Genomic DNA, 26,352 nt, shown 5'->3' with positions numbered 1-26,352 from the left:
CCCATGTCTATTTATTGGCGGATTTCCCCAGGGCCTTGGCCACAAGCTGTTCGTACAGTTCGGCGTAGGGTTCCACCGCCTGGCACCAGTTGAAGGGTTGGGTCATGGCGCGCGAACGCATGGCATTGAGCAGGCCCGGGAAGGCGAAGACCCTGAACGCTCGGCTCAGGGCTTCGCGGTAACTTTCTACGCTGGATTCATTGAACAGGAAGCCGGTGACGCCATCTTCAATGGTGTCTGCGAGCCCGCCGGTGTTGCGCGCCACCGGCAGCGAGCCGAAACGTTGCGCGTACATCTGGCTCAGGCCGCACGGCTCATAGCGCGAGGGCATCAACAGGAAATCGCTGCCGGCAAACATGCGCCGGGCGTCGGTTTCGTTGAAGCCGATGCGCACGCCGACCTGGCCGGGAAAGCGCAGCGCCAGTTCGCGCATGGCCTGTTCTTCTTCCGGCTCGCCACGGCCGATGATCGCGATCTGGCCGCCGTTTTCGACGATAAAGCCGGCTACGGCTTCGGTGAGGTCCAGGCCTTTCTGGTAGACCAGGCGCGAGACCACTGCGAACAGCGGGCCTTTGGAGTCGTGCAGGCCGAACAGGCGGCGCACGTGGCCGGCGTTGATGGCCTTGCCGTCCCAGTCGCCAATATTGAAATTATGTTGCAGGTGCGTATCGGTGGAGGTTTCCCAACTTTCATCGATGCCGTTCGGGATGCCGCTGAGCAGGCCCTGCTGGGTCTTGCTGGCCAGGAAACCATCGAGGCCGCAGCCGAATTCGGGGGTGGTGATCTCCTGGGCGTACGTTGCGCTCACCGTGGTGATATGGCTGGAATACGCCATGCCAGCCTTGAGGAACGACATCTTGCCGTAGAACTCCATGCCTTCCTGTTGCAGGGCGTGGGGCGGAATGCCCAACTCCGGCGTGGAGGCCAGGCTGACCACGCCTTGATAGGCCAGGTTGTGGATGGTGAACAGCGTCGGCGTGCGTGACCCACGCCAGTGCATATAGGCCGGCGCCAGGCCAGCGGGCCAGTCGTGGGCGTGCACCAGGTCAGGGCACCAGTGGATCTGCGCAAGGTTGGCGGCCATGTCGGCGGCGGCCAGGCCGAGGCGGGCGAAGCGGATATGGTTGTCCGGCCAGTCGCGACCGTTGTTGGCGCCGTAGGGCGTGCCTTCACGTTCGTACAGTTCGGGGCAGATCAGCACATAGATGACCAGGCCGTCCTTGAGGTCCATGCGCCCGATCTTGCACGGCGGCAGCGCAGCGTGGCCGCCCAGCTCGCCGACGATATGAATCGGGTTATCGCTTTCCATCACCTGTGGGTACCCGGGGATCAACACGCGTACATCGTGCAGATGGGCCATGGCGCGGGGCAGGGCGGCGGACACGTCGCCGAGGCCGCCGGTCTTGACCAGGTCGGCGAATTCAGAGGTGACAAACAAGACTTTCTTGCGGTTGGGATTTTCGTTCACGACCTGCCGCACAGTGGTGGGCAGGTCGACCAATGATGGCCCCCCTACCGGCTGACTGACACGCTCTCCCTGAACAACTACAGCGGCATTGATCATAATTCACTCCCACATGTTGGTTGGCTAATGGCCCGCTGCCATCAGCTCCGATGACCGCTTCCTGCGGTCAGGCGCACAAGCACTGTACAAACTGGCAAGGCGTATGCCAGATGCACATTTGGCTCGAAAAGATTGGATGGACGGGCATTGGGGATGAACTCCACGTGCTCGCCTCACCTTAAAACTGGACCTACGGCAGAGTTGGAAAGTTTCGATTTTTTGCGGGGTTTTTGTTTTGAAACGGACCCATCGGTCATCAGTCTAGGACAGATCCCAGAGCCCGTAGGGTTTGTGAGGAATTTTTGTAGGACAAAAAACTTGTAACCCTATACCGCTTTGAAAGCATGCCCAGAAAGTACGCGGATAGGTGTTTGTAGTGAGCGGGCTTGCCCCGCGCTGGGGGGCGAAGCCGCCCCAAAATGGCCCGCCGCGGTGTATCAGGAAGACCGCAGTGTGCGGATTTGGGGCGGCTTCGCCCCCCAGCGCGGGGCAAGCCCGCTCACTACAAGTGCGTCAGGCGAGCCCGCGAATGGGCGTGCCGTTGGCCCACGCGAGGATGTTTTCGATCATCTGCTGATAGAACTGGCGGTAATTCTGCTCGCTCACATAACCCACGTGCGGAGTAGCCAATACATTGGGCAGGCGCCGGAACGCGTGGTCGTGCGGCAAGGGTTCCTCGGCGAACACATCCAGTGCCGCCCCGGCCAGACGCCCGCTTTCCAGCGCTTGCACCAGCGCGGTCTCATCCACGATCGGCCCGCGGGCAGTGTTCACCAGGCGCGCAGACGGTTTCATCCAGCCCAGCGCCTCGGCATCCACCAGGCCTCGGCTGCGCTCGCTGAGCACCAAGTGCACGCTGAGAATGTCGGACTGTTCGAACAGCGCCTGCTTGCTGACCCACGTCACCCCCGACTCGGCCGCGCGCTCCGGCGTGAGGTTTTCACTCCAGGCGATCACGCGCATGCCGAACACCTGGGCGAACTGGGCGACCTTTTGACCGATGCTGCCGAGCCCGAGAATCCCCAGGGTCTTGCCATGCAGGTCACCCCCCAGGCCAACCTGCCAGCCTCCGGCGCGCAGCGAGTTGGCTTCGGCCAGCAGGTTGCGGGTAGACGCCATGATCAATGCCCAGGTCAATTCCGGTGCTGCCTGTTTATAGCTGTCAGTACCACACACCTGAATCCCCAGTGCCTTGGCGGCGGGAATGTCGATGGCCGCGTTGCGCATGCCGCCGGTCACCAGCAGCTTGAGCCTGGGCAAGCCCTGGAGCAGGGCCTTGTCGAAGGTCGAGCGTTCGCGCATCACGCAAATGACCTCGAAGCCCTGCAAGCGCTGGATCATGGTGGCGGTGTCCGCCGGGTAATCGTGCAGGAAGTGCACCTGGCCGACGCTTGCAAGCGGCGACCAGTCCACCACGCCACTGGCCACGTTCTGCCAATCATCAATCACTGCGATCTGTACCGACATCAACGAGCGCCCCGAAAAAGGTTGGATTAAACGGCGTTTAATGTTGGCGAGAAATTAAACAGGGATTCACACCCAGTGCAAGGTCAGCGCGGCGAGCACGGCGTAGCGCAGGCTTTTGGCCACGGTCACCCACAGCAAGAAACGCCACAGGGGTTCGCGCATCACGCCGGCGACCAGGGTCAGCGGGTCCCCGATGACCGGCAGCCAACTGAGCAGCAGCGTCCAATGCCCCCAGCGCTGGTAATGCCGCCGGGCCTTGTCCAGTTGCCGGTCATTGACCGGAAACCAGCGTCGCCCCTTGAAGTGCTCCACCCAGCGCCCCAGCCACCAGTTCACCACTGAACCGAGCACGTTGCCGAGGGTGGCGACGCCCAGCAGCAGCCACAGGCTGTAATGCCCACTGAGCAGCAGGCCGACCAGCACCGCTTCCGATTGCAGGGGTAATAAGGTCGCGGCGCCAAACGCCGCGACGAACAGTCCCAGGTAACCCGCGATCATTGCGCCGGGTATTCAGCCACCACGACGTCCTTGCCATCACGGGTCAGACCGATCACTTCAAAGGCTTCGCTGCGACCCTCGACTTCCATGCCAGGCGAGCCCATGGGCATACCCGGTGCGGCGACGCCGAGCAGGTCGTCGCGTGTGCGCAAAGCCAGTACCTGCTCGGCGGGCACGTGGCCTTCGACGAACTTGCCGTCGATCACGGCGGTGTGGCACGAACCCAGGCGTGGGGCGACGCCGAGGCGTTGCTTGACCGCGCTCATGTCGGTTTCCACATGGTCATTGACCTTGAAACCGTTGCTTTCCAGGTGGCTGATCCACTTCTTGCAGCAGCCGCAATTGGCGTCGCGGTGCACGTCGATAGGGATCAGGTCGGCCGCCTGGGCCAGGGTGGTGGTGAACAGGGCCGAAAGCAGGGCCACGCGCAATGGGGTCTTCATGGGTTGTCATCCGGTTCCGAGCAGTAAGCCCGGCATTTTCCCTGCTTTTTGCAAGGGTACGCGGCGATAATGTTTCTAAATTATACAGAGGGTGGGTTTTCCAGTCGTTGCTTGAGCTGGTCCAGGGCAACGGACGACAGCTCGGTCATGCGTTCATGCAGGCTGGCCAGCTGCAACTCGGTCTCGTAGATCAGCACACGCTTGAACAGCGTGCCATCGTGGTGGGCCTGCAAGAAATAGTGAATCGAGCCGTCGACGGCCAGGGAGGTAAACACGGTCTTGAATTCGTCGGGGCGTCGGGCGATCTGCACGCGATAGCTCATAGGGACGCGGATGCCCAACAGGTCGATGAATTCGGTGAAGCGGGCGCCGACGGGGAGGGAACCGCAGGTGCCGGTCTCGGCGCCGAGGGAAGTGGGGTGCCATTCGTGCCAGCGGTCCGGTTGGGTCACGTAGTCGTAGACGGCCTCGGTCGGGGCCTGGATAAAGCGTTCCTGACTGATCCGCTCCAACCGGACCGACTGCTCGACAGCGCGCATGACACACCTCCTGTGTGGCGTGGCTAAACACCTTGAGCTGTCAGAATAGTCCGACTCCCGCGCTTTGCACGGGAGACCTTGGCGAGGTGATCAACGGACTTTGAAGCGACTCATCAGTGCAATAACCCGGCCATTGGCGTCGAGCAGGCTTTGGGTATTGGCTTCGGTGGCGTGACCACTTTGCACCAACTCTTCGACCATATGACGAATGTGCACCATGCTGCGGTTGATCTCCTCGGTCACTGCGCTTTGCTGCTCGGCGGCCGTGGCGATCTGGGTGCTGAGGTTGTTGATGTGGCTGACCGAGCCCGCCATTTCGTCCAGGCCGGTGTTCACCCGCGCCGTGGCGTCGGCGGCCGACTGGCAACTGGCCTGGGTGTTTTCCATGGCCGCGACGGACGTGCTGACCCCCGTGGTCAGGCGCACCAGCATCTCGTTGATCTGCGACGTGCTGGCCTGGGTCCGTGCCGCCAGTGCGCGCACTTCGTCGGCGACCACCGCGAACCCACGGCCTTGCTCGCCAGCCCGCGCCGCCTCGATGGCGGCGTTGAGCGCCAACAGGTTGGTCTGGCCGGCAATCGCGCCGATCACACCCAGGGTCTCGGTGATACGCGCGGCGTCCTGGCGCATGTTTTCCACGCTCTGGGTGGCACTGGAAACTTCGCCGATCAACGCGCTGACACTGTTGGACGCCTCACCCACCACCACACGGGAACGGTCGGCGTGTTCGTTGGCACGCTGGGTAAAGGCCGCGGTTTCGGCGGCGTTTTGCGCGACGGTGTCGGCGGTGGAACTCATTTCGGTGATGGCGGTGACGGTCTGGTCGGTCTCCGAGGCATGTCGCAGCAGGATCTGGTTGGTCTGCACCGAGGTCTGTTGCAATTGCTCCAGGCCCGAGGACATGGCGCCCGTGGCCTGGGTGACTTCGCCGATCATGTTTTGCAGGTAGACGATAAACCGGTTGACCGAGTGGCCGATGGCGCCCAGTTCGTCTTCGGCGCGGATGGTGATGCGTCGGGTCAGGTCGGCGTCGCCGGCAGACAATGCATCGATATTGCTTTTCAGCGTGGTCATGCGCTGCACCAATTGGCGGATCGCGTACACCGCGAGCAGCACCAGCAGCAACACCATAGGGATTTGCAGCAGGGCCAGGGTGCCCAGTACATCATCGCGCTGGGCAGTGATCAGCGAGGTGGGCAGGGCGGTGGCGAGGAACCACGGGGTGCCTTCAATCGGGCGCATGTAAAAGGTGCTGGCGACGCCGCCGTTGTCGAACTCACTGCGCTGCAAGGCTTGGTTGCGCTGAGCCAGGGCTTTGCTGACCTGGGCGGCGAAGGCCGACGTGCCAGTCAGCTCGCTGATGTTTTTCAACACCACCGGGCCGCTGATGCGCGAGCTGTTGCTGATGATCTTGCCGTCGCCTTCAACGATCAGCATTTGCCCACCGATGTCTTTTTCCTTGCTGGCCACCAACTCATTGAAGAAGCCCAGGGTCACATCGATGGTCGCCACGCCATAGGCGGCACCGTCGCGCTGGATCGCCATGGCACAGTTGGTGCGTGGCTCCTGGCTGGCGTCATCCTTGTAGGCCGCCGCCCAGGCGCACTGGCCGCGAGGTGAAGCGAGCCCGCCTTTGTACCAGCTCTGGTCGTAGTAATTGGGCGCCGGGTCGCTGTTCCAGAAGGTATTGACCGTCAGCTTGCCCGAAGCATCACGGTGCCAGAACGTACTGTGTTTGTTGCGCCCGGGGGTGCGCTGGTTGGGAAGTGGCCAAATGCCACCACCGAAGACTTTCAGCTCGCCGTACTGGTCGACCAGGCCAGGCAGGACCTTGTCGATGGCATCGCTGTCGAGCAGGGGAATGGTTTGGGTGATGCTGCGTTGTTGGGCCTGAACCTTGTTCAGCTCGCCCTGGATCTGTTCGGCGACTTCGCTGATGCGGTTGAGCACCACTTGTTCTTCGGTATGGCGAAGCGTGGGTGCGACCAGTTGGCCGATGCCGACGATGGTCAACACAAACAGCACCAGGACGAACAGCACCAGAAACACGGTATAGCGGGCTTGGATGGAGCGCAGTGGGGGCATGGGATCGTCCTTACGAAGCGTTTGTTATTCACGCGGCTTTATTAGAGCTTCGTCGGGCTATCGGCTTGGCGATCCAGAGCTTTAGGTACGTTCGTACAAGAAAGTTGGAGCGCCGCTTCTGGGCGCTCCGGGGTGTTCAGATGTTCAGCATCGCCATCACCGTTTCGGGATAACGCAGGCCGACTGTGGCATCGGCCGCAAACACCGCCTCTAGCGCCGCCAATTCACTCGGGCTGAGGCGCACCGACAGCGCCGCGACGTTCTCTTCAAGGTACTTGCGTCGCTTGGTCCCCGGGATGGGGATGATGTAGTCGCCCTGCGCCAACACCCAGGCCAGCGCCAGCTGCCCGGCGCTGACCCCCTTGTCCCGCGCCAGGGCCTGCACCTGTGTCACCAGTTGCAGGTTCTTCGCGAAATTCTCGCCTTGGAAGCGCGGGCTTTGGCGGCGATAGTCGTCGGCGTCGAAATCGTCCGGGCTTTGCAGTGCGCCGGTGAGAAAGCCGCGGCCCAACGGGCTGTAGGGCACAAACGCAACGCCCAGGCGCTGGCAGGCGGCGAGGCAGCCGTTGTCTTCCTGGTCGCGGCTCCACAGCGAATATTCGCTTTGCAGGGCGCTGATGGGGTGGACCTTGTGCGCCCGCTCCAGGGTGGCCGCCGACGCTTCGCTCAGGCCCAGGTAACGCACCTTGCCTTGCTTGACCAGTTCAGCCATGGCCCCGACGGTTTCTTCGATGGCCACTTCGGGGTCGATGCGGTGTTGGTAGTAGAGGTCGAGGGTCTCCACGCCGAGGCGGCGCAAGGTGCCATCGATGGCGTTGCGGATGTACTCGGGGCGCCCGTCGACACCGCGCAGCGTCGGGTTGGCCGGGTCGCGCACGATGCCGAACTTGCTGGCCAGGAACACCTGGTCGCGCTTGCCGACGATGGCTTTGCCGATCAGCGCTTCGTTGGTGTGCGGGCCGTACATGTCGGCGGTGTCGAGGAAGTTCACCCCCAGCTCCAGGGCGCGATGCAGGGTCGCGGTGGCCTCTGTGGTGTCGGTGCCGGGGGTGTAGAAATCGGTCATGCCCATGCAGCCGAGGCCGATGGCAGAGACGTGGGGGCCGTTTTTACCGAGTTGACGTGTGTGCATGTGTTAAACGCCTGGGGTGGGAAGGGCTCCATTGTTATCCTCGACAGAATTGGGATAAACCGGCTAAAACAGTTATCACTATTCGGATTATCTAAATAATCCTCAGCGAGGGGCCCAGGTTTGGACCGTTTTAATGCAATGCGCGTGTTTACCCGGATTGTCGAACTGGGCGGCTTCGCCAAGGCCGCAGACAGCCTGCAAATGCCGCGCGCTTCGGTGACGGTGCTGATCAAGCAATTGGAGGCGTATCTGGGGGTGCAACTGTTGCAACGCACCACGCGCCAGGTCAGCCCCACGCTGGACGGCGCTGCGTATTACCAGCGTTGCGTGCGTTTGCTGGCCGACCTGGAGGAGACCGAGGCGGTATTTTCCACCCGTCGGCAAGACCCACGCGGCACCTTGAACGTGGACATGCCGTCGGGCATTGGGCGCTGCATCGTGATTCCCGCGTTGCCGACGTTCACGGCGCGCTACCCGCGTATCGAACTGGAAATCGGCCTGAATGATCGCCCGGTGGATCTGATCCGTGAAGGTGTGGACTGTGTGCTGCGCGGTGGCCCGGCGCTGGATGAGTCGCTGGTGGCGCGGCCCTTGGTGATGCTCGAGCAGGTAACCCTGGCCAGCCCCGCTTATCTGGCGCGCATGGGCGTGCCCGAGTGCGTTGAAGATCTGATGCATCACCAGATGGTCGAGTACGTATCGAGCACCACTGGCAAGCGCTATGGCCTGGAATTTGAAGTGGGGACCGAGTTGCGCCCGATCAATCTGGCCAAGAGCGTCTCGGTCAACAGCGCCGACGGTTACTTTGCGGCATGTGAGGCCGGGTATGGCTTGATCCAGGCCCCGCATTACCATGCCCTGCGCCAGTTGGCCGAGGGGCGGCTGGTCGAGGTGTTACCCCGGTTGACGGTACCCGCAATGGCACTGACGGCGCTGTATCCGCCGCACCGCCAGCTGTCGCTGCGGGTACGCGTGTTTGTGGATTGGCTGGTGGAGCTATGCGCCACTCCAGGCCTTGGACTGAGGCGATGACTCCGGCGCCGCTGGCGGCTACACGAATATGCGCAAGTCGCCTGGATAGTCCTTGTGGCCCAACGGCTTGCTCGGGTCAGGGGCTGGAACCTTCGCGGCGTAGCCCATGCTTGGCATGGGTTTGACGTTATTGAACACGCCGATCGCCGTACTGCCCGTCATTTCGGCCAGCCCCGGCACCGCTTCGGATGTCTTCATGTGCGACATGCCTACCAGGGCCACCCATTTTTCGCCGTTGGACGTGGCTTCGATGGTTTTGGTCGCGTAATAGTTGAACTCTCGAAGCCGTTGTTCAGAGCCGAAGCCGGTCTGGGTGGGGCCGTAAAGTGCCTTAACATCCTTGTGCCGGGTGAGGTAATAGTGGTCGAGTGGCACGATCTCGATGCCGTTGGCCTCCAACTTGGCCTTGAGTTCCTTGAAGCTTGGCGATGTACGCGGCTTGCCTGTGCGTCCGAGCATACTGATACCGTCATCCTGAAGGCCGTCGGGAAAATTCGGCCGAGACAGCAGCCCTTCCATATACACGCGCTTGACGCCCTCTTTTTTCAACGTTTGCGCATTATCGAACAGCGTCTTGAAGCTGGCCATTTCGTGATGCAGTTCGCCCAGTACCACGCCGTTCGAGGTCTTGAGTGCTTGCGAGAGCAGCTCAGCCGGCGGTATCGGCTTGGTGACCATTGGAATAGGCGGGCGCGGGGGCATGTTGGTGCCGATCTTGGCGTAATGGTCAAACAGCTCCTCGACGAACTTTTTCATCGTTTCGAACTTGGTATCGGGCTTGAAGTGATCAGGTTCCAGCTTGCCTTTCATGGCGGTGGCATATTCCCCGACGGGTAACGGCTTCCTGGCACGCGGCGGGCGTTGGCTGAAGCTGTACGGCGTGACGCGGTGTTTGCGCGATGGGGGAGAGGCGACGGGCGACGGCGCCAGTGTGTACGAGGGCTGGAAGTCCTGGATCGGCCCGCCGTAGGGTTGGTTTTTTACTGGGTCATAGGCGTACCAGTTGTCGTTGCGGTGAATCGCGACGGTTTCAATGGTTCGGTCGGCCGACTTGAACGTGCCGATTGAGGCCGCGCCATGGGCCTGGCTGGCCTTGATCAAATCGTAACTGCCGTTTGCGCCTTTGAGTGTGCTCATGGTTTTTTCGGCCAATGCTCCGGTGGCATTGCCCAGCGCTTGCGCGCCCTTGAACAACTGCTTGCCGCTTTTACCGGTGATTCGTGCGGCACCTATCAGCAGGTCGCCCATGCCATCCAGCGGGTTGAGGGCGCCGATGGCCGCGGCCCCGATCACCTTCGCGCCCTTGATATATTTCGTACCGGCAGACACGGCGGCGGACCCCAACTTGCCTAACTTGCCCACAGTGCCCGCACCGGCGGTCAAGAAACTGAAGAGGTCCAGGCCCAGATCCAATGCGCCGTCGGCGATATTGCCCTGGGAAAAGTTGACGATCGCGGACCTGAACGGGATCAGGTTCAGAAAGAACTCGCGCGCGTTGTCTTGTGCCTGTAGTTGCCGCTCGTGGGGGGTTGTGCCCATCGCTTCCTGTTTGATTGCGGGGTTGTCGTAGTCAAGGTGCTCGACAAATGCATTGGCGATGAGGTGGCTGCGGGCGCTGGAAAAACTGTCAGGCAGTGCAGGTCCTGTCGAGGGGCGTTCAGCTTGCGCGACGTCACCGCCGGCTTTGGGTTTGAACTCGGTTTGCCGGATTCGCCGGTTGCCGTCTTGCCACGTCACCTCTTTCAAGTCGATGTAGTTGTCTTTGCGCGTGATCTTGAGGTTCTGGATGTCCAACTGGTAAATCGAGCGTTGGCCCTCTTGCTCGACCTTGAAACTCAGCACCAGGTTTTTGGCTGTCACCTTGTTGCCGTCGTAGGTGGACTCGTGGAAAAACCTGATGTTTCCCGTCTCCAGTCGCTTGCGGTCTTCCAGCGGCAGTTGTGAAATCAGGTGGCGTACCGTGGTGGCAATCGCACTTTTGCGCGTGTCGATGGCCTTGGTGAACTCGCTGTCGAACGCCTGGAACGAACTGCGTGCCGGGCTATTGTTGAACTTGTCGAGCGGGATGCGCTTATCGGAGGTCTTCCATTTGCCCAGGGGGCTTTGCCCCATAGCCACATCGAGCATTGAAAAATACAGGCCTACGGGCCGCCGGTTGGGGTCATAAAGTGGCTGTGGGCCATGCTTGTATGCTTCGTCCAGTTGCAGGAGCGGTTTTTCAAACAGTGCCGGGTCCATTTCGGGAAACGCTTGCTTCAGCTTTGCCAGCGCGACCCCTTTGCGCGTGGGGAGGTCGGTATTGATTGACTCACTGGCGGCCAGGCGCTGGTTTTGCTGGTCATCGAAGGCGGCCCTGACCCTCTCCAGTTGCTGCGGGGTGTAAACGCCATCGACTGATTTTTGCAACACGCCGCTGACTATTCCCCACTCGATCAAGTTCGCTTGCAGCGCATGCTCGGGGGCGGGCCCGGGAATTTGATCGGCGCGCTGCATGACCTGCGCGTAGGTCATCTTTGCCGACGCGCCAAGCGCTTCTTGCTCCACCTTTGCCACCGCCATGCAGAACGTGGCGTGGGCTTGGCTGCCGTATACGATCTGATCGGGGATGTCCTTGACCAGAAATGCCGGCGCAACGCGGCTGAGCAACAGGTGTGCGGCCAACGGTGCCGTGGCAGGGGTGGCTTTGCCGGTGGCAACGAGGTGGTTTTTCAGGCCTTCAAGCACGCTCGAGACCGGCTTGCCCCAGTGTTGCTCTTGTGCCCAGTCGAAACCGGCCACGCGGGTCCTGTCGGGCTGGCGGACAGACTCGCGATCGAGCCCCAGTTGGATAGCGCTCAGCACGTATTCGGACAGGCTGTCAGGGGTCGCAATACCCCCCAACTTTGTCTGGATCGCGAGGCCCAGCGCCTCGGCCCTTGGTGACTTGAGCAGTTTTTCGATCGCGTTGTGCGGGTCCTGCAGCTCCTGGCTGGAGAGCGGCGTCTGCTCCAGCAAGTAATCCAGCGCCCCTTTGCGTCGGTCGGCAAGGGGCAGGCCCGCAAGCCCGGCGCTGTTGCGGTCTATCGTGTCGCTGATCGCCTGTTGTTGGGCGGCATCCAGCGGCACGGGCCAGGACAGGCCGCCGCCGGCATTGCCTACCAAGGGGGCCAGCGCTTTTTGATCCAAACTGTCTCGCAGGGCAATGGCCTGCGCCAGACTGGTCGGGAGTTGGAAGCCCAGGCGGGTGATGACTTGCGCCACGCTGGGGTTGGAAAGCGGTTTGTCGGGATAGGACGAGTCGGGGGCAATCGGCATCGTCCAATTGTGCAACGCACTGGATATGGTTTGCGCGGAGGTTGAATCGGTCCACAGCAGCGCCACGCCACGGATGTGGTTGGCCAGTTGGCGCAGGTTCTCCTGGTCGGCGGCTGCGATTTTAAAGCCTTCTGCGGGCGGAATGTGGGTCGGTGTATCGGCGTGGCGGACGGGAGACTGTGCACGGTTCGGTTGGTGGGCTGACGCTGCGGCGTTCGTCATAACACCCGGACTGTACGGAGAGAGGGGAAAGAGGATCATGTGGATGACTCAATGGCGTAGTGCCCAAACATCCGTGGGATTGGAGTGTGTAGCTTCTTTCCGTGATGGGCTCTAGCTAGGTGAGTGCAGGAGGGAGGACGGTTCCGCGCAAACGGTCAGAAGGCGTTTCGAATGTTTGATGCGGGCGCGCAGGCTGAAGGGCTCTCAGGTGCATCAATCAGGCAGCCGATATGCCAAAGCCTGTCATCGCCTGTAACATGGTGTCCTGCTAACTGCGGCCTATGCCCGCGAGTGGGCATGTGTGGTGATACACCGCGGATACATTCTCAAGATTCAGGAACTGTCATGACTCAAAAGCAACGCTTGAAATATTCGATTCTGATTTCCCTGGTGGTGCTGGGGACGATGTTTGGCCTGTCCTACTTGCAGAACACTGGGGTGATCAGCGAGAAGACGTTCCAGTACATCGCGATCGGCGTGGCCGTCACCGTGGTGGTGATCAACGGCATCATGCGCCGCAAGGTCAAGCCCAACTTCTGAGTCAGGCGCGGCCTTCGAGTACTTTGGCAGCCTCTTCATGGAGGCTGTAGCTTTTGTCCGCATTGAGGGTGATCACGCCCTCGCTGCATAGGCGCTTGAGCACTTCACGCACGCTGAGAAAAGACAGCGGAATGCCCAACTCCAGCAAATGGCTGTGCACGCCGCGTACCCCGAGGGTGCGCTGGTTGTCGGCAGCGGTGAGCAGGGCGTCGATGACCTTCAGCCGGATCAGGCTGGTACGCAGGCCAAAATATTTGAGCAAGTGGCGGATACGCTGGTTGCCGTGCTGTTCGGGCGCCTTGCCGAACGCTTGGCCGCCGCGGCCGAACGAGGCATCGGCGGCGGGTGAATGTCCATCCGTGGGCAGTTGCGAGTTGTACATGCAATAAAACTCCTTATCAGAGCCTGATCAGGAAAATGAGCGCTCTTGGTTAATAAGACGAACGAGCGACAGAAATCATGAAGTTCCAGATGTAGAAATTTTGTCGGTATCGCTTTTGTCACACTACGGCCTTCTTCGATAAACCTCGTTGTCGCCTAAATTGTCCCGGGTTTTTTGCGTCCTTACGGTGGGGTAACTACCCCTTGCGAGGGTGTTCAATTTGACTGTGGAGTCGGCGTGATTATGTCCAACGGGTTGTCCAAGGTATGTGTGGCAGGGGTGTTGCTGGGGTTGAGCCTGGCGGCATCGGCACGGGAGGCGGTGACGCCGGCGTCGGCAGAGATCCGGCGTACCGGGTACGGCGTGCCCCATATCCGTGCCAATGATGAACGTGGCCTGGGCTACGGCATCGGTTATGCGTATGCCCAGGACAACCTGTGCCTGCTGGCCAACGAAGTGGTCACGGTGAACGGCGAGCGGTCACGCTTCTTCGGCCCGGACCAGGCGACGCTGGAGGAACGCAACAACCTGGCCAGCGATGTGTTTTTCACCTGGCTGAACACGCCAGAGGCCGTCGCGGCCTTCTGGAACGCACAAACCCCGCAGATCCGGCAGCGGGTCGAGGGGTACGTGGCGGGCTACAACCGTTATCTGAAAGAGCACGGTGCGCCGGCCCAGTGCCAGGCGGCGTGGGTGCGGGCGATCACCGCGCAAGACGTGGTGAAGCTCACCCGGCGTTTGCTGGTCGAAGGTGGGGTGGGGCAGTTTGCCGAAGCGTTGGCGGGTGCCACGCCGCCTGCCGTGACCGCCGGGATTCAGACCCGTGCCCTGGGCTTTGAGCGGGTCGCCGCCAATCAACAACGCTTTGCCCTGGACCGTGGCAGCAACGCGGTAGCGGTCGGCCGTGACCGTTCGTTCAATGGCCGCGGCATGTTGTTGGCCAACCCGCACTTTCCGTGGGTGGGTGGCATGCGTTTTTATGAGATGCACCTGACCATCCCCGGACAACTGGACGTGATGGGCGCAGCATTGCCCGGCCTGCCGTTGATCAATATCGGTTTCAACCAGCATCTGGCCTGGACCCATACGGTCGACACGTCCAAGCACTTCACCCTATATCGCCTGACCCTGGACCCCAAGGATTCGACGCGCTATTTGCTGGATGGCAAATCGGTCGCGCTGGATAAAACGACGGTAACCGTGCAGGCCAGGCAGGCCGATGGCAGCCTTAAAGCCGTGTCCCAGACGCTTTACAGTTCCCAGTTCGGCCCGGTGGTGCAATGGCCCGGCAAGCTTGATTGGGACCAGCACCACGCCTTTAGCCTGCGTGATGCCAACCTCGGCAATGATCGCGTGCTGCAACAGTGGTACGCGATGAACCGCGCCGCCAATCTCAAGGAACTGCAAACCTCGGTGCATACCCTGCAGGGTATCCCGTGGGTCAACACGGTGGCGGCGGACGACCAGGGTCAGAGCCTGTACATGAACCTGTCGGTAGTACCCAACGTCAGCCAGGCCAAGCTCGCCCAATGCAGCGATCCGCGTGCCGGCCTGCAACTGATCGTGCTCGACGGTGCCCACAGCGCCTGCGCCTGGGACATCGACCCGCGTGCAGCCCAGGCCGGGATCTTCGCCGCCGATCAACTGCCGCAACTGGAACGCAGCGACTATGTGCAGCACTCCAATGACTCGGCCTGGCTGGCCAACCCCAAGGCGCCGTTGAGCGGCTTTTCGCCAGTGATCAGCCAGGACCACATCGGCCTCGGCCCGCGTGCGCGTTTCGCCGTGCAACGCCTGCAATCGCTGGAGAGCAAGCCCATCGGCGTCGCTGACCTGCAACATATGGTGATGGACAATGAGGTGTACCTGGCCGGCCAGGTGATGCCCGACCTGATGGCATTTTGCGCCAAACACCTGGGCGCCGATGCCGTGGCCTTGCAGCCGCTGTGCACCAGCCTGAAAAACTGGGACCAGCACGCCAACCTCGACAGCGGCGTGGGCCTGGTGCACTTCATCAACCTGATGGAACACCTGCAGCAGATCCCCGACGCCTGGCGCGTCGCCTTTGACCCGACGCAGCCGTTGACCACGCCCCGCGGCGTGGCCATCGAGCGTGCACCCGTCGCCACGGCGCTGCGCGAAGCGATGCTGGCGTCCACCGCCGACGTGGCCAAGCTCGGTTTGACGGCCAACAGCCGCTGGGGCGATGTGCAAGTCAGCGGGCAGACCCCGATCCACGGCGGCCCCCAGGCGCTGGGCATCTACAACGCCATGCAAACCGTGCCGCGCGCCGATGGCAAACGGGAAGTGGTCAGTGGCAGCAGCTACCTGCAAATCGTCACCTTCGACGACACCGGCCCCCATGCCCAGGGCTTGCTCGCGTTCTCCCTGTCCAGCGACCCTGCATCCACGTACGCCAAGGACCAGACCCAGGCTTTCTCGCAGAAAAAACTCAGCCTACTGCCGTTCACCGACGCTCAGATCAAGGCCGACCCGCAGTACCGGCAACAACTGATCCAGGAGTAGGGCAGGCGCGCAACCCCTTGATAGCGCTACGAAATATTTTTGAAATCAAGGGGTTGCACGCTTTGGTAAATACGTACATAATGGCGCCCATCGAACGCAACGAAGCATTAAAAACTTCAATGTATTCAATGAGTTAGAGTAGAGGCAGGCTTCATTAGCCCACTCAAGTTTGCATGCGGTGAGTGCCAGTGTTCAGGGCATTGATCGTTTGAGGCCGAGTAGCAAAATGGTTATGCAGTGGATTGCAAATCCACCTACGCCGGTTCGATTCCGACCTCGGCCTCCACTCTTGAAAACCCCGTAGATTAGCGTCTACGGGGTTTTTTATTGCCTTGGATAAAGTTTTATCGCCGCAACATAGCCACCCCCGAACAGGGAGCCCTGAACCACCTGTATTCATTCAAATACAAACCCTACCAACGCGTTACACGATAGCCGTGACGCCCTCGACTTGCGGTTGTCATAACACTCGCGAAACAAATATTGCCAAGTGAGAGTGTTGTCATGAAGTTGAATTACCTGACCAAGGCCGCCGTCGTGGTCGCCTTGTTGTCCACGTTATCGGGTTGCTGGATGTTCATGCCACCACCAGGTGGTGGTGGTGGTGGTGGTGGTGGTGGGCACGGTCAAGGTGGTGGGCATGGTGGCCCAGGCTTTGGGGGTGGCGGTGGTCCGCGTTAAGTAGCCAGTCAAGGGAGCACGCTGTCATGGCTTGCTCCCTTTTTCAGGTGACCAAAGTGTATTCCCCGATCCACCCCCAGCTGTACGGGGCGGTCGGCGCTGCAAACCTCTACTGTCACAGGCCTGTCACCCCGCGCCTGGATGCTCTGTCATGTTCATGTCTACCAGCCTGCTGTCAGCCTTTGTGCTGTTCGCCTTTGTGTCTTCGATTACACCCGGTCCCAACAACACCATGTTGTTGGCGTCGGGGGTGAACTTCGGCTTTCGTCGCTCGATGCCCCATGCGCTGGGGATCAGTATTGGCTTCATGTTGCTGGTGATTGCGGTCGGCCTGGGGCTGGGGGAAGTGTTCAAGGTGTTGCCGTGGGCGTACACGTTGCTGCGCTATGTGGGCGCGGCGTACCTGTTGTACCTGGCGTGGAAGATTGCGACGTCCGGCGGCATGTCCGAGAGCAATGACGAGCACGGCAAACCTATGACTTTTCTCGGCGCCGCGGCGTTTCAGTGGGTCAATCCCAAGGCGTGGATCATGGCGCTGGGCGCGATCACCACCTACACGCCAGCGGAGGGCTATGTCACCAACGTGCTGGTGATTGCCCTGGTGTTTGCCGTGGTCAACCTGCCCAGTGTGTGCGTCTGGGTCGTCTGCGGCAGCGGGCTGCGCAATGTGTTGCGCGAGCCGCGCCTGTTGCGGGTGTTCAACGGGTCAATGGCCGGGCTGCTGGTGCTGTCGTTGTACCCGATGCTGTTTGCCAGCTGAGCGCATTAGACCGGCGATATAGTCGCCAACAGGCCGATGCCGATGGTCAGCACTAAAAAGCCGAACAGGAAAATTGCCATCTTGGTCATAAGGCCTCCGAAGGGAAGGGGGCGTCAGGAAGAGTCCTGCCGCGCTCGACAAGGGTGTCGGGAGTGGCGCCATTGTCTCTTCGCAGGCGCTTTCGATACAGAGGCAGATAGCAAAGAAAAAACCGTATCAGATGCACTTGCGAGCGCTCGGCCTCGGGTTTTGCGGGCAGGCGGTTTTCTCAAGATCAGGCATAAACCGGCTGTTTAAATCGTTGTATGTACCGCGCCGATTGCTGATCGGCCGCGCGCAGCCTATCCTGGCGTCCGCGCAGATCCTGGATCACTGGATGCCACGATTTCGCCGTTTTGGTGCGCCAATCCTCTAAGATGGCGCCCACTGCATCAACAATAAAAGTGGGCTAACCCTCGATGGAAAGACGCCAGTTCAGCGGTGGCATGAAAGGCAAGAACCTGCGCTACCTGAATGACCCCTCCCAACAGCCGTCGCCGGTCACCCGCGTCGGTTTTTTGCTGCTCGAACATTTTTCCCTGCCGGCCTTCACCCAGACCCTCGACACCCTGGTCACCGCCAACCTGCTGCGCCCCGACTTGTTTGCCTCACGCACCTTTGGCTGGGGCGACGGCGAAGTGATCAGCGACCTGGGCCTGGTGATCCGCCCGGATGCGCGCCTGGATGTGGCGGCGTTGCACGACCTGGAATTGTTGGTGATCTGCGGTGGTTTTCGCACCGAACTCAAGGCTGGCGAGGACTTCATCCACGTGTTGCGCACGGCTGCCGAACACGGGGTGGGTCTGGCGGGACTGTGGAATGGCTCGTGGTTCCTTGGCCGCGCGGGATTGCTGCAGGGCTATCACTGCGCCATCCACCCCGAGCACCGTCCCGCGTTGGCGGAAGTGTCGAAAGCGGCGCAGGTCACCAGCGAACCCTTTGTGATCGACCGCGACCGGCTCACCGCGTCCAGCCCTTCGGGGGCCTTCCACATGGCCCTGGACTGGATCAAAAGCCTGCACGGCAAAGCGCTGGTCGAAGGTATCGAGGACATCCTGGCGTTTGAAGAGTCACGCTACCGGCGCATCAAGCCGACTGAAAACATCAGCGTCAGCGCACCGTTGCGCGAGGTGGTCAAGCTGATGGACGCCAACCTCGAAGAGCCCCTGGAACTCGACCAGTTGGCGGTCTACGCCGGTCGTTCGCGACGCCAGCTGGAGCGCCTGTTCAAGGAACAACTGGGCACCACGCCGCAGCGCTACTACATGGAACTGCGCGTCACCGAGGCGCGGCGGTTGCTGCAGCACACGGAGTTGTCCCAGGTGGAAGTGTTGGTGGCGTGCGGGTTTGTATCGCCGAGCCACTTCAGCAAGTGCTACAGCTCCTACTTTGGCTACCGCCCGTCCAAGGAGAAGCGGCTGGTCAAGTAGAGCAGATGTTGCAGATTCCATGGTTGAAGGGAAATGTCTTTACCAACAGTACCGCCGCCTTCGCAGCCTCGCTAAAGCTCGACACCACAGAGGACCAGCAGTGTCTGGGCGATCTCCAGCCGAGCGCTGACAGCCCAGCAACACCAATCAACTGTGGGAGCGGGCTTGCCCACGAAAGCGATGCATCAGGTAATACATCCCCCTCAGAACCGCCCCAACCGGTAAGCCCCACACTGCGCTGAGTCACCTTTCCACAGCTTCACCATCCACTCCGCCGTCACCGCCGCCTGCGTCAGCCCCAAATGCTGATGCCCAAACGCAAGCAGCACTTTGCCCTCACACACCCGATCAATAATCGGTAGAGAATCCGGCAGCGAAGGCCGAAAACCCATCCACGGCGTGGCATCCGTCACGCTCAGAGGCTGGCGGAACAACCCGTCACTCAACCGATGCAACTGCCAGGCGCGCTGCATGTTCGCGGGGCGATCAAGCCCGGCGAATTCCACCGTGCCGGCCAGGCGCAAGCCGCCCGCCATCGGCGTCATGATGAATTTGCGTTCCAGCGAGGTGACCGCAAACGGCAGGCGCTGCGCTTCCTGGGGCAGCATCAGGTGATAGCCACGCTCGGTGTCCAGCGGGACGTGTTTTCCGGTCAAGGCCGCGGTCAGTTTGGCCGAATGCGCACCGCAGGCGATCAACACCTGGCGCGCCGTCAGCTTGCCCTGGTCGGTCAGCAGCGCGACGCCTGCGCCTTCAAGGCGGGCATCCATTACACGCTGCTGGAGAAACGTCACACCGCTGGCCTTGGCCGCCTCCACCAACTCGCACACCACCCGATAAGGGTCTACAAAGTGCCCGGTCGTCGGGAAAAACAAGCCGCCGCGTATACCCTCGCTCAACTGCGGCGCAGCCTCGCGTATGGCACTGCCGGTCCACGCCTGCACAGGTACGCCTTGCTGTTGCATACGCTGTTGCAGCGCGTCGAGGGCGGCTTGGGATTCGGCGCGTTCAAATACCAGCAACGAGCCATTTTCATGCAACAACCCTGGGCGTTCGATGCTCTGCAACAAACGCTGCCAGGCGCCCAGGCTGCCTTCGTTCAGCGCGCGGATGCCCGCCACGGTGCGCCGGTAGCTGGCCGGACGCAGGTTGAGCAGCAGGCGGATAAACCACGGCAGCGCGCGGGGCAGGTATTTCCAGTCCAGGCGCAGCGGGCCCATGGGGTCCAGCAGCATCGCGGGCAGGCGCTTGAGGATCGACACGTCGGCAATCGGGAAGACTTGCTCGGTCGCCAAGTGGCCGGCGTTGCCCCACGAGGCGCCCATGCCCGGGGCCTGCTGGTCGACCACCACCACACGCTGGCCCTGACGCGCCAGTTGCAGGGCACAGGCGACGCCGACGATACCGGCGCCGACCACTATGATGTCGGGTTCGGGCATGGCCTAGACCTCCCTCGAACCGTCGAGCAGGCGGCGCAACAGCAGCGGGTTGCCTGCCTGGAGCGCGCAGGGCAGCAACTCGTCGGGAAAATCCTGGTAGCACACCGGGCGCAGGAACCGCTGGATCGCCGCGGTGCCCACCGACGTGCTGCGCGAATCCGACGTGGCCGGGAAGGGCCCGCCGTGGACCATGGCGTCGCACACCTCCACGCCGGTCGGCCAGCCATTGACCAGCAGGCGCCCGGCCTTGCGTTCAAGTACCGGCAGCAGGGCCTTGGCACGTGCCAGGTCGGCCTCATCCAGGTGCAAGGTCGCGGTGAGCTGGCCTTCCAGGTGTTCGCTGACCTGGCGCACCTGCTCATCGTCGGCACACACCACCACCAGCGACGCCGCACCGAAGACTTCTGCCTGCAACTGCGCATTGCTCAAAAACTCGCTCGCCTGGGTCACAAACAGGTGCGCCTGGCCTTGGTTCGGCCCAGTCGCCCCCAGACCTCTGGCAACCACCTCGGCGTGTTCAGCCAGGGCGCCGACACCTGCCTCGTAAGCCTGGAAAATACCGGGCGTGAGCATGGTCTGCGCCGGGCATTGCGGGAGCAAGGCCCGCGCGGTGCTGACGAAGCGCTCCAGCGCCGGGCCCTGGACGGCCATCACCAGGCCGGGATTGGTACAAAACTGCCCGGCGCCCTGGGTCAGCGACGCCACAAACCCTTTGGCCAAGTTCTCTGCCCGTGCCTCAAGGGCCGCAGCAAACAGGTACACCGGGTTGATCGAACTCATCTCGGCATACACCGGAATCGGCTCGGGCCGCGCCTGGGCCGCCTGGGTCAGCGCCACGCCGCCGCTGCGCGAGCCGGTAAAACCCACCGCCTTGATACGTGGGTCGGTGACCAGCGCAATTCCCACTTCGCGCCCGGCCCCGTACAGCAACGAAAACACGCCCTCAGGCAAACCGCAGTCCTTGACCGCCTGGGCCACGGCACGCCCCACCAGCTCACTGGTGCCGGGGTGGGCGCCGTGGGCCTTGACGATCACCGGGCAACCGGCGGCCAATGCCGAGGCGGTATCGCCGCCCGCCACCGAAAAGGCCAAGGGGAAATTGCTCGCGCCAAACACCGCCACCGGGCCCAGCGCGATATGCCGCTGGCGCAGGTCCGGGCGCGGCAGGGGTTGGCGTTGCGGCTGGGCGCTATCGACCCGCACATCCAGCCATTCCCCGGCACGCACGGTGCGGGCGAAGGTACGCAGCTGCGCGCAAGTGCGCCCGCGTTCGCCGCTGATACGCGCTTGCGGCAGGCCGGTTTCGGCCATGGCGCGCTCGATCAAGGCATCGCCCAGCGCTTCGATTTGCGCGGCGATGGCTTCCAGAAAACGGGCGCGCGCCTCCAGTGAAGTTTCGCGATAACCATCAAAGGCGGCCCACGCCAACGCGCAGGCCTGGGCCACCTGTTCAGCATTGCCACCGGCATAGGCCGGTTCCAAGGGGGTGTCGGTGGCGGGGTTGATCGCCCGGATCGCATCGCGATTGCCGCAAAGGGAGTGCTGACCGATCAGCATCGTGCCCGTCAGAGTCATGGGGTCGTCCTGAAAAAAAGAGGGTTGGCCGCTGCGCAAAGCACAGCGGCGCACAAGGCTTCAGTTGAAGTTCTGCTCAGCCGACCAGTTGGCGTACCACTGGCGGAACAGTGCGTACTGGTTCTCGGCATAACGGCGCTGGGCGTCGCTCAACACGTCCGTCTCGTTGAAGTGCAGCGCGTAGCCCTGGTCACCGTTGAGCACCATCAGGTGCTTGTAGTACAGCACCAGGTCGCAACCTTCATCGAAGGATGACAACACCGCCAGTGCGGCCTCCAGCTCGCGGGCCAGGCGCCGGGCCTTGGCATCGCCCTTGGCCGCCTGTTTGCTCAGGGCCACCAGTTGCAGGACTTCGCGGGGCAGGGCGTTGCCAATGCCGGTGATGGCGCCGGTGGCGTTGCAGTTGACGAAACCATGCACCACCTGGGTGTCGACGCCGACCATCAAGGTCACGCTGTCATCCTGGGAGGTGATGTGTTCCGCCGCGTAGCGCAGGTCCGCGCCACCGCCGAACTCCTTGAAGCCGATCAGGTTCGGGTGTTCACGACGCAGTTCGAAGAACAGCTCGGCGCGGGTCGCAAAACCGTAGTACGGGCTGTTGTAGATCACTGCCGGCAGGTTGGGCGCGGCCTTGAGGATCGCCGAGAAGTGCGCTTTCTGCGCCGTGGCGGACGCGCCGCGGGACAACACACGCGGGATCACCATCAAGCCGTGGGCGCCGACCTTGGCCGCGTGGGCTGCATGGGCCACTGCCTCACGGCTGTTCACCGCACCTGTGCCGACGATGGTCGGCACGCCCGCGGCCACCAGGCGCGCCACGCCTTCCTGGCGCTCGGCCTCGGTCAGCAGCGGCCAATCGCCCATCGAGCCGCAATACACCACCGCGCTCATGCCAGCGTCGATCAGCTCACGGCCCTTGGCGACCAGCGCGTCGAAGTCCGGCTTGCGCGCAGCGGTGCACGGGGTCATCAGCGCGGGAATGCAGCCGGTGAAGATGTTGTCGCTCATTGTTCTAACTCCTTGGAACGTTCAAGTGGATGGGGCCTCAGATGCCCCAGGCGAAAGGGTCCTGCGCGTCGATCAGCAAGGTGCTGTCGGCGGTCATGTAGGCGCGGCCGGTGATGAATGGGCGCACGCGTTCGCCGTCCCATTCGTAGCGGCCTTCGAATTGGCTGCCGGTGATGCTCGCTTGCACCCAGGTTTCACCGGGTGCGAGTTTTCCATCGGCGGCCAGGCATGCCAGCTTGGCGCTGGTGCCGGTGCCGCAGGGCGAGCGGTCGTAAGCCTTGCCGGGGCACATCACGAAATTGCGGCTGTCGGCCGTGGCGTCATCGGCGAACAGTTCGATATGGTCGATCAGCGCCCCGTCGGCGCCGTGGATGCCCTGGTCTTCGAGGGCCTTGAGCATCGCCCAGGTGTAGTCGGTGAGGGCGTCGACGTTGTCCATCTGCAAGCGTTGGCCGTGTTCCGAGACCAGGAAGAACCAGTTGCCGCCCCAGGCGACGTCGCCCAGGACCCGGCCATGGCCCGGCACATCGACCGCCACCTGCTGACGATGCCGATACGCCGGTACGTTGCGCAGGGTGACGGCGCCGTCCGCGTGCAACGTGGCGGCGACCGGGCCGACCGGCGTGTCGATGGTGTGCACGCCGGGGGCGATGCGCCCCAGGTGATGCAACGACGCCACCAGCCCGATGGTGCCGTGGCCGCACATGCCCAGATAACCGGCGTTGTTGAAGAAGATCACACCACAGGTCGCGCCGGGTGTGACCGGCGCGCAATACAGCGCGCCGACCAGCACATCATTGCCGCGCGGTTCCAGCAGGCAGGCGCGACGCCATTGATCGTGCTCGCTGCGCAGGTTGTCCAACTGCGCGGCGATGGTGCTGCCGCTCAGGGCCGGGAAGCCGTCCATGATCAGGCGCGTGGGTTCGCCGCCGGTGTGGGAATCGATGACGTGCAAGCGCTTCATAAAAGCCTCCATTCAGTGAGTGGCCGGGGCCAGCGGGGTGGCGTAGTGAGCGTCGCCGACGGTTTCGCTTTCAGCGTCGTCGGACTCCAGGTGCACCAGATGCGCCGGTACGCCGGTCGCCGCGCCCCAGCAGTAAATGCCCAGGGCGCAGACGGCGACCACAACGGTGTCGAGGGGGTGACCGATGGCGCCGATGCCGCCAAAACTGCCGAGTTTGGAGAGCAGGATCATGGCCGCGTAAAAGCCGATCAGCCACGCGGAAGAACGCACTTGCTGCTTGAGATTGAGGTGCGCGGTCGGCACCCAGCGGGCGCACAGCAGGTACACCACGAACATCAGGATTTGCAGGCCCAGCAGCCAGGACACCGTGCTCCAGCCGGACCAGTACACAATCAACGCAGCGATGATGAACGACAGCGGGCCCAGCACTGCCATGCCCTTGACCCGGAACGGACGCGCCATATCGGGGGCATTGCGGCGCAGCGCGGCGACGGTCACCGGGGCGACGGCGTAGCTGAGGATCAGCGCGGCGGAGACCACATTGATCAACGCTTCCCAGGAGGGGAACGGCAGGGTCCAGAACACCGACAAGCCGAACGTCAGCCACAGCGCCGGGCGCGGGATGCCGGACTTTTCATCGATACGCGTGAAGATCTTGAAAAACGTGCCGGTCTGCGCCCAGCCGTAGACCACCCGCGGCGTGGCGTTCATGTAGATATTGCCGCAGCCGCTGGGGGAGATCACCGCGTCGGCCACCACCAGGTACGCCAGCCAACCGACACCCAGGGCCAGGGCGATGTCGCGGTACGGCAGGGCCAATTGCTTGCTGATCCCGGCCCAGCCATCGGCGAGCATCTCGGTAGGCACGCCGCCGAGGAACGCGGTTTGCAGCAGCACGTAGATCGCCGTCGACAGCAGCACCGAGAGAATCAACGCGATGGGAATCGTGCGTTGCGGGTTCTTCACTTCGCTGGCCACCGAGATGATCGGCGTCAGCCCCAGGTAAGCGAAAATCACCCCACCGGCCGACACGGCCATCTCGATACCCGACAGGCCAAACGGCGCGAAGCCATGCGTCTGGAAATTCGCCGGCTTGAAGAAGGTGAACAGCACGCCAATCACCAACAGCGGCACGATGAACTTGAATACGCTGACCAGGTTGTTGGCGATGGCGAAGGTCTTCACGCTGCGGTAATTGAGGATGAAAAACACGCACAGCAGGGCCAATTGCACCAACCAGCCGAGGGTGGTCGGGTCGCTGGAACCGGCTTTGGTCAGCTCGGGAAACCACGCCGCCGCATATTGACGCGAGGCGACCACTTCAATCGCCACCAGGCTGGAAAACGCGATCAGCGTGATAAAGCCCATCAGGTAGCCCAGCAACGGGCCGTGGGAATACACCGGGTAACGCACCACGCCACCGGCGCGGGGCAGGGCGGCGCCGAGTTCGCAGTACACAATGCCCAACAGCAGCACCGCGAAACCGCCGATCAGCCAGGAGATGATTCCGGCAGGACCGGCGATGGCCGACACGTGGCTGGCCGCAAACAACCAGCCGGAGCCGAAGATGGCCCCCAAGCCGATAAAGGTGAGATCCATCAGTGAAAGTTGCTTCTTGAACTTGCCTTGACCTGACATAGCGTCGCCTTCTTGTGAGTTATTGGATAGGCATGCAGTGGCCATAGCGTGAACTCACGAGGGGCGGCGCGATTGATGTTTTTTGCGTGCATGAATGACGAAATCGGCACAGTTGGCGTCGCTCGACAGCGCTCCAGGCATGGTGCAATCTGCTACGCGTCGAGGGGTTCACGAGGGGATAAACACAGATGATGCCGACCGCGTTTGCGACCCTTTGCCAAGGCAGTGAGGTGAATCGTCCCCACACCATCGAGCAGTTATTGGCCGGCATGGTGCAACTGTTGCCGATGCTGGATGTGATCCCCAATGCGGCGATTTTCATCAAGGACACCAGGGCCCGCTACGTGCTCGCCAACCGTACATTGGTGCAACGTTGCGGCCTCAAGCAGTTGCAACCGCTGCTCGGCAAGACCAGCGCCGAAGTGTTTCCCGCACAACTGGGGCCGGGCTACACCGAACAGGACCGGCGCGTGCTGGAGCAGGGATTTGTCCTCGAAGACCAGTTGGAACTGCACCTGTACGGCACTCGCGAACCGGGTTGGTGCCTGACCCACAAATGGCCGCTGTACAACCACGAGGGCGCGATCATCGGCCTTGGCGGTATCTCGGTGGACCTGCAATCGGCGAGTGAAACCCACCCGGCGTATCAGCGCCTGGCTGCGGTGGACGAATACATCCGCACGCACTTCAACCGCCGCGTAACCCTGGGTGAGCTGACTCAGATCGCCGGGATTTCCGTGGCGCAACTGGAGCGCTACTGCAAGCGCGTGTTCCACCTCACGCCCCGCCAGATGATCCAGAAAGTGCGCCTGGAACACGCCCACCGCTTGTTGCACACCGACCTGCCGATTACCGAGGTGGCCTTGCAGTGCGGCTACACCGACCACAGCGCGTTCACCCGCCAGTTCAAGGCATCCACCGGATTCACCCCACGGCAGTACCGCGACGGCTTGTAGTGAGCGGGCTTGCCCCGCGCTGGGTGGCGAAGCCGCCCCAAACCCAGGCACCTCGGTCTTTCTGATGCACCGAGTTGCCTGGATTTGGGGCGGCTTCGCCACCCAGCGCGGGGCAAGCCCGCTCACTACAGTGTGTTG

21 protein-coding genes, 1 tRNA gene and 2 pseudogenes are annotated in these 26,352 nt (G+C 62.2%); 9 read left to right on the top strand and 15 right to left on the bottom strand.

Annotation, left to right across the window (positions count from 1 at the left end; genetic code table 11):
• Positions 1–7: 7 nt before the first annotated feature.
• The 8 genes and pseudogenes from glgA to PSH81_RS14365 all read right to left on the bottom strand — a co-directional run bounded on the left by glgA (position 8) and on the right by PSH81_RS14365 (position 7,728).
• On the bottom strand, positions 8–1,564 hold the full coding sequence (gene glgA, locus PSH81_RS14395) for a glycogen synthase GlgA (RefSeq protein WP_192300449.1): 1,557 nt from the start codon (positions 1,562–1,564) through the stop codon (positions 8–10).
• Between the two features lie 513 nt (positions 1,565–2,077).
• Positions 2,078–3,031: a D-2-hydroxyacid dehydrogenase family protein gene (locus tag PSH81_RS14390; RefSeq protein WP_226456919.1), complete on the bottom strand. Its 954-nt coding sequence runs from the start codon at positions 3,029–3,031 to the stop codon at positions 2,078–2,080.
• Between the two features lie 66 nt (positions 3,032–3,097).
• Positions 3,098–3,529, bottom strand: coding sequence for a YqaA family protein (locus PSH81_RS14385; RefSeq protein ID WP_192300447.1), 432 nt, complete (start codon positions 3,527–3,529; stop codon positions 3,098–3,100).
• Positions 3,526–3,972, bottom strand: coding sequence for a DUF411 domain-containing protein (locus PSH81_RS14380; protein WP_226456917.1), 447 nt, complete (start codon positions 3,970–3,972; stop codon positions 3,526–3,528). The genes PSH81_RS14385 and PSH81_RS14380 overlap by 4 nt, the downstream gene beginning before the upstream one ends.
• 80 nt (positions 3,973–4,052) lie before the next feature.
• Positions 4,053–4,511, bottom strand: coding sequence for an SRPBCC family protein (locus tag PSH81_RS14375; RefSeq protein ID WP_305390904.1), 459 nt, complete (start codon positions 4,509–4,511; stop codon positions 4,053–4,055).
• A 90-nt stretch (positions 4,512–4,601) separates the two neighbouring features.
• Positions 4,602–5,309: a methyl-accepting chemotaxis protein gene (locus tag PSH81_RS27565; protein WP_370694917.1), complete on the bottom strand. Its 708-nt coding sequence runs from the start codon at positions 5,307–5,309 to the stop codon at positions 4,602–4,604.
• A 201-nt stretch (positions 5,310–5,510) separates the two neighbouring features.
• A pseudogene (locus PSH81_RS27560) lies at positions 5,511–6,596 on the bottom strand (cache domain-containing protein); the annotation flags it as partial.
• 136 nt (positions 6,597–6,732) lie between these two features.
• Entirely contained in the window at positions 6,733–7,728 is a 996-nt protein-coding gene (locus PSH81_RS14365) for an aldo/keto reductase (RefSeq protein ID WP_226456913.1), read from the bottom strand.
• A 120-nt stretch (positions 7,729–7,848) separates the two neighbouring features.
• Here PSH81_RS14365 and PSH81_RS14360 point away from each other — a divergent pair, with 120 nt between their 5' ends.
• Positions 7,849–8,760, top strand: a complete 912-nt coding sequence (locus tag PSH81_RS14360) for a LysR family transcriptional regulator (RefSeq protein ID WP_305390901.1) — start codon at positions 7,849–7,851, stop codon at positions 8,758–8,760.
• An 18-nt stretch (positions 8,761–8,778) separates the two neighbouring features.
• Here the strand turns inward: PSH81_RS14360 and PSH81_RS14355 are convergent, their stop codons facing one another.
• Positions 8,779–12,315: a membrane-targeted effector domain-containing toxin gene (locus PSH81_RS14355; RefSeq protein WP_305390900.1), complete on the bottom strand. Its 3,537-nt coding sequence runs from the start codon at positions 12,313–12,315 to the stop codon at positions 8,779–8,781.
• A gap of 306 nt (positions 12,316–12,621) precedes the next feature.
• Here PSH81_RS14355 and PSH81_RS14350 point away from each other — a divergent pair, with 306 nt between their 5' ends.
• The gene (locus tag PSH81_RS14350) at positions 12,622–12,816 is read left to right on the top strand and encodes a hypothetical protein (RefSeq protein ID WP_192300440.1); all 195 of its coding nucleotides are present in this window, start codon (positions 12,622–12,624) and stop codon (positions 12,814–12,816) included.
• Position 12,817: 1 nt separating this feature from the next.
• Here the strand turns inward: PSH81_RS14350 and PSH81_RS14345 are convergent, their stop codons facing one another.
• Positions 12,818–13,198 carry a fe2+ zn2+ uptake regulation protein gene (locus PSH81_RS14345; protein ID WP_192300439.1) on the bottom strand — a complete coding sequence of 127 codons (381 nt, stop codon included), beginning with the start codon at positions 13,196–13,198 and terminating at the stop codon, positions 12,818–12,820.
• 237 nt (positions 13,199–13,435) lie between these two features.
• Between PSH81_RS14345 and PSH81_RS14340 the strand changes: the two genes are divergently transcribed.
• From PSH81_RS14340 to PSH81_RS14315, 6 genes and pseudogenes are all read left to right on the top strand, one after another.
• Entirely contained in the window at positions 13,436–15,724 is a 2,289-nt protein-coding gene (locus PSH81_RS14340; RefSeq protein WP_305390899.1) for an acylase, read from the top strand.
• A 212-nt stretch (positions 15,725–15,936) separates the two neighbouring features.
• Positions 15,937–16,010, top strand: a tRNA-Cys gene (locus tag PSH81_RS14335).
• 218 nt (positions 16,011–16,228) lie between these two features.
• Complete coding sequence (locus tag PSH81_RS14330; RefSeq protein ID WP_305390898.1) at positions 16,229–16,405, top strand: hypothetical protein; 177 nt, start codon at positions 16,229–16,231, stop codon at positions 16,403–16,405.
• Positions 16,406–16,556: 151 nt separating this feature from the next.
• Positions 16,557–17,165, top strand: a complete 609-nt coding sequence (locus tag PSH81_RS14325) for a LysE family translocator (protein WP_192300436.1) — start codon at positions 16,557–16,559, stop codon at positions 17,163–17,165.
• A 304-nt stretch (positions 17,166–17,469) separates the two neighbouring features.
• Positions 17,470–17,580 (top strand): annotated as a pseudogene (locus PSH81_RS14320) (signal peptidase I); the annotation flags it as partial.
• A 70-nt stretch (positions 17,581–17,650) separates the two neighbouring features.
• Positions 17,651–18,634: a GlxA family transcriptional regulator gene (locus tag PSH81_RS14315; protein WP_192300540.1), complete on the top strand. Its 984-nt coding sequence runs from the start codon at positions 17,651–17,653 to the stop codon at positions 18,632–18,634.
• A gap of 203 nt (positions 18,635–18,837) precedes the next feature.
• Here PSH81_RS14315 and PSH81_RS14310 read toward each other — a convergent pair whose 3' ends face one another.
• From PSH81_RS14310 to PSH81_RS14290, 5 genes are read right to left on the bottom strand one after another with little or no spacing between them, the layout of a single operon-like run.
• Positions 18,838–20,073, bottom strand: coding sequence for an FAD-binding oxidoreductase (locus PSH81_RS14310; RefSeq protein WP_305390896.1), 1,236 nt, complete (start codon positions 20,071–20,073; stop codon positions 18,838–18,840).
• 3 nt (positions 20,074–20,076) lie between these two features.
• Entirely contained in the window at positions 20,077–21,648 is a 1,572-nt protein-coding gene (locus PSH81_RS14305; RefSeq protein ID WP_305390894.1) for an aldehyde dehydrogenase (NADP(+)), read from the bottom strand.
• 60 nt (positions 21,649–21,708) lie between these two features.
• Positions 21,709–22,656 (bottom strand): dihydrodipicolinate synthase family protein, encoded by a 948-nt coding sequence (locus tag PSH81_RS14300; RefSeq protein WP_305390893.1) that lies wholly within the window; start codon positions 22,654–22,656, stop codon positions 21,709–21,711.
• A gap of 37 nt (positions 22,657–22,693) precedes the next feature.
• The gene (locus PSH81_RS14295; RefSeq protein ID WP_305390891.1) at positions 22,694–23,620 is read right to left on the bottom strand and encodes a 4-hydroxyproline epimerase; all 927 of its coding nucleotides are present in this window, start codon (positions 23,618–23,620) and stop codon (positions 22,694–22,696) included.
• Positions 23,621–23,632: 12 nt separating this feature from the next.
• Positions 23,633–25,258 carry an APC family permease gene (locus tag PSH81_RS14290; protein WP_305390890.1) on the bottom strand — a complete coding sequence of 542 codons (1,626 nt, stop codon included), beginning with the start codon at positions 25,256–25,258 and terminating at the stop codon, positions 23,633–23,635.
• Positions 25,259–25,446: 188 nt separating this feature from the next.
• Here PSH81_RS14290 and PSH81_RS14285 point away from each other — a divergent pair, with 188 nt between their 5' ends.
• Complete coding sequence (locus tag PSH81_RS14285) at positions 25,447–26,214, top strand: AraC family transcriptional regulator (protein ID WP_192300430.1); 768 nt, start codon at positions 25,447–25,449, stop codon at positions 26,212–26,214.
• Positions 26,215–26,352 lie beyond the last annotated feature (138 nt).

It is taken from the genome of Pseudomonas sp. FP2335, from assembly GCF_030687535.1.
GTDB lineage: Bacteria > Pseudomonadota > Gammaproteobacteria > Pseudomonadales > Pseudomonadaceae > Aquipseudomonas.
The sequence above is the reverse complement of the archived record's forward strand: the minus strand, read 5'-3'. Positions and strand labels throughout refer to the sequence as shown.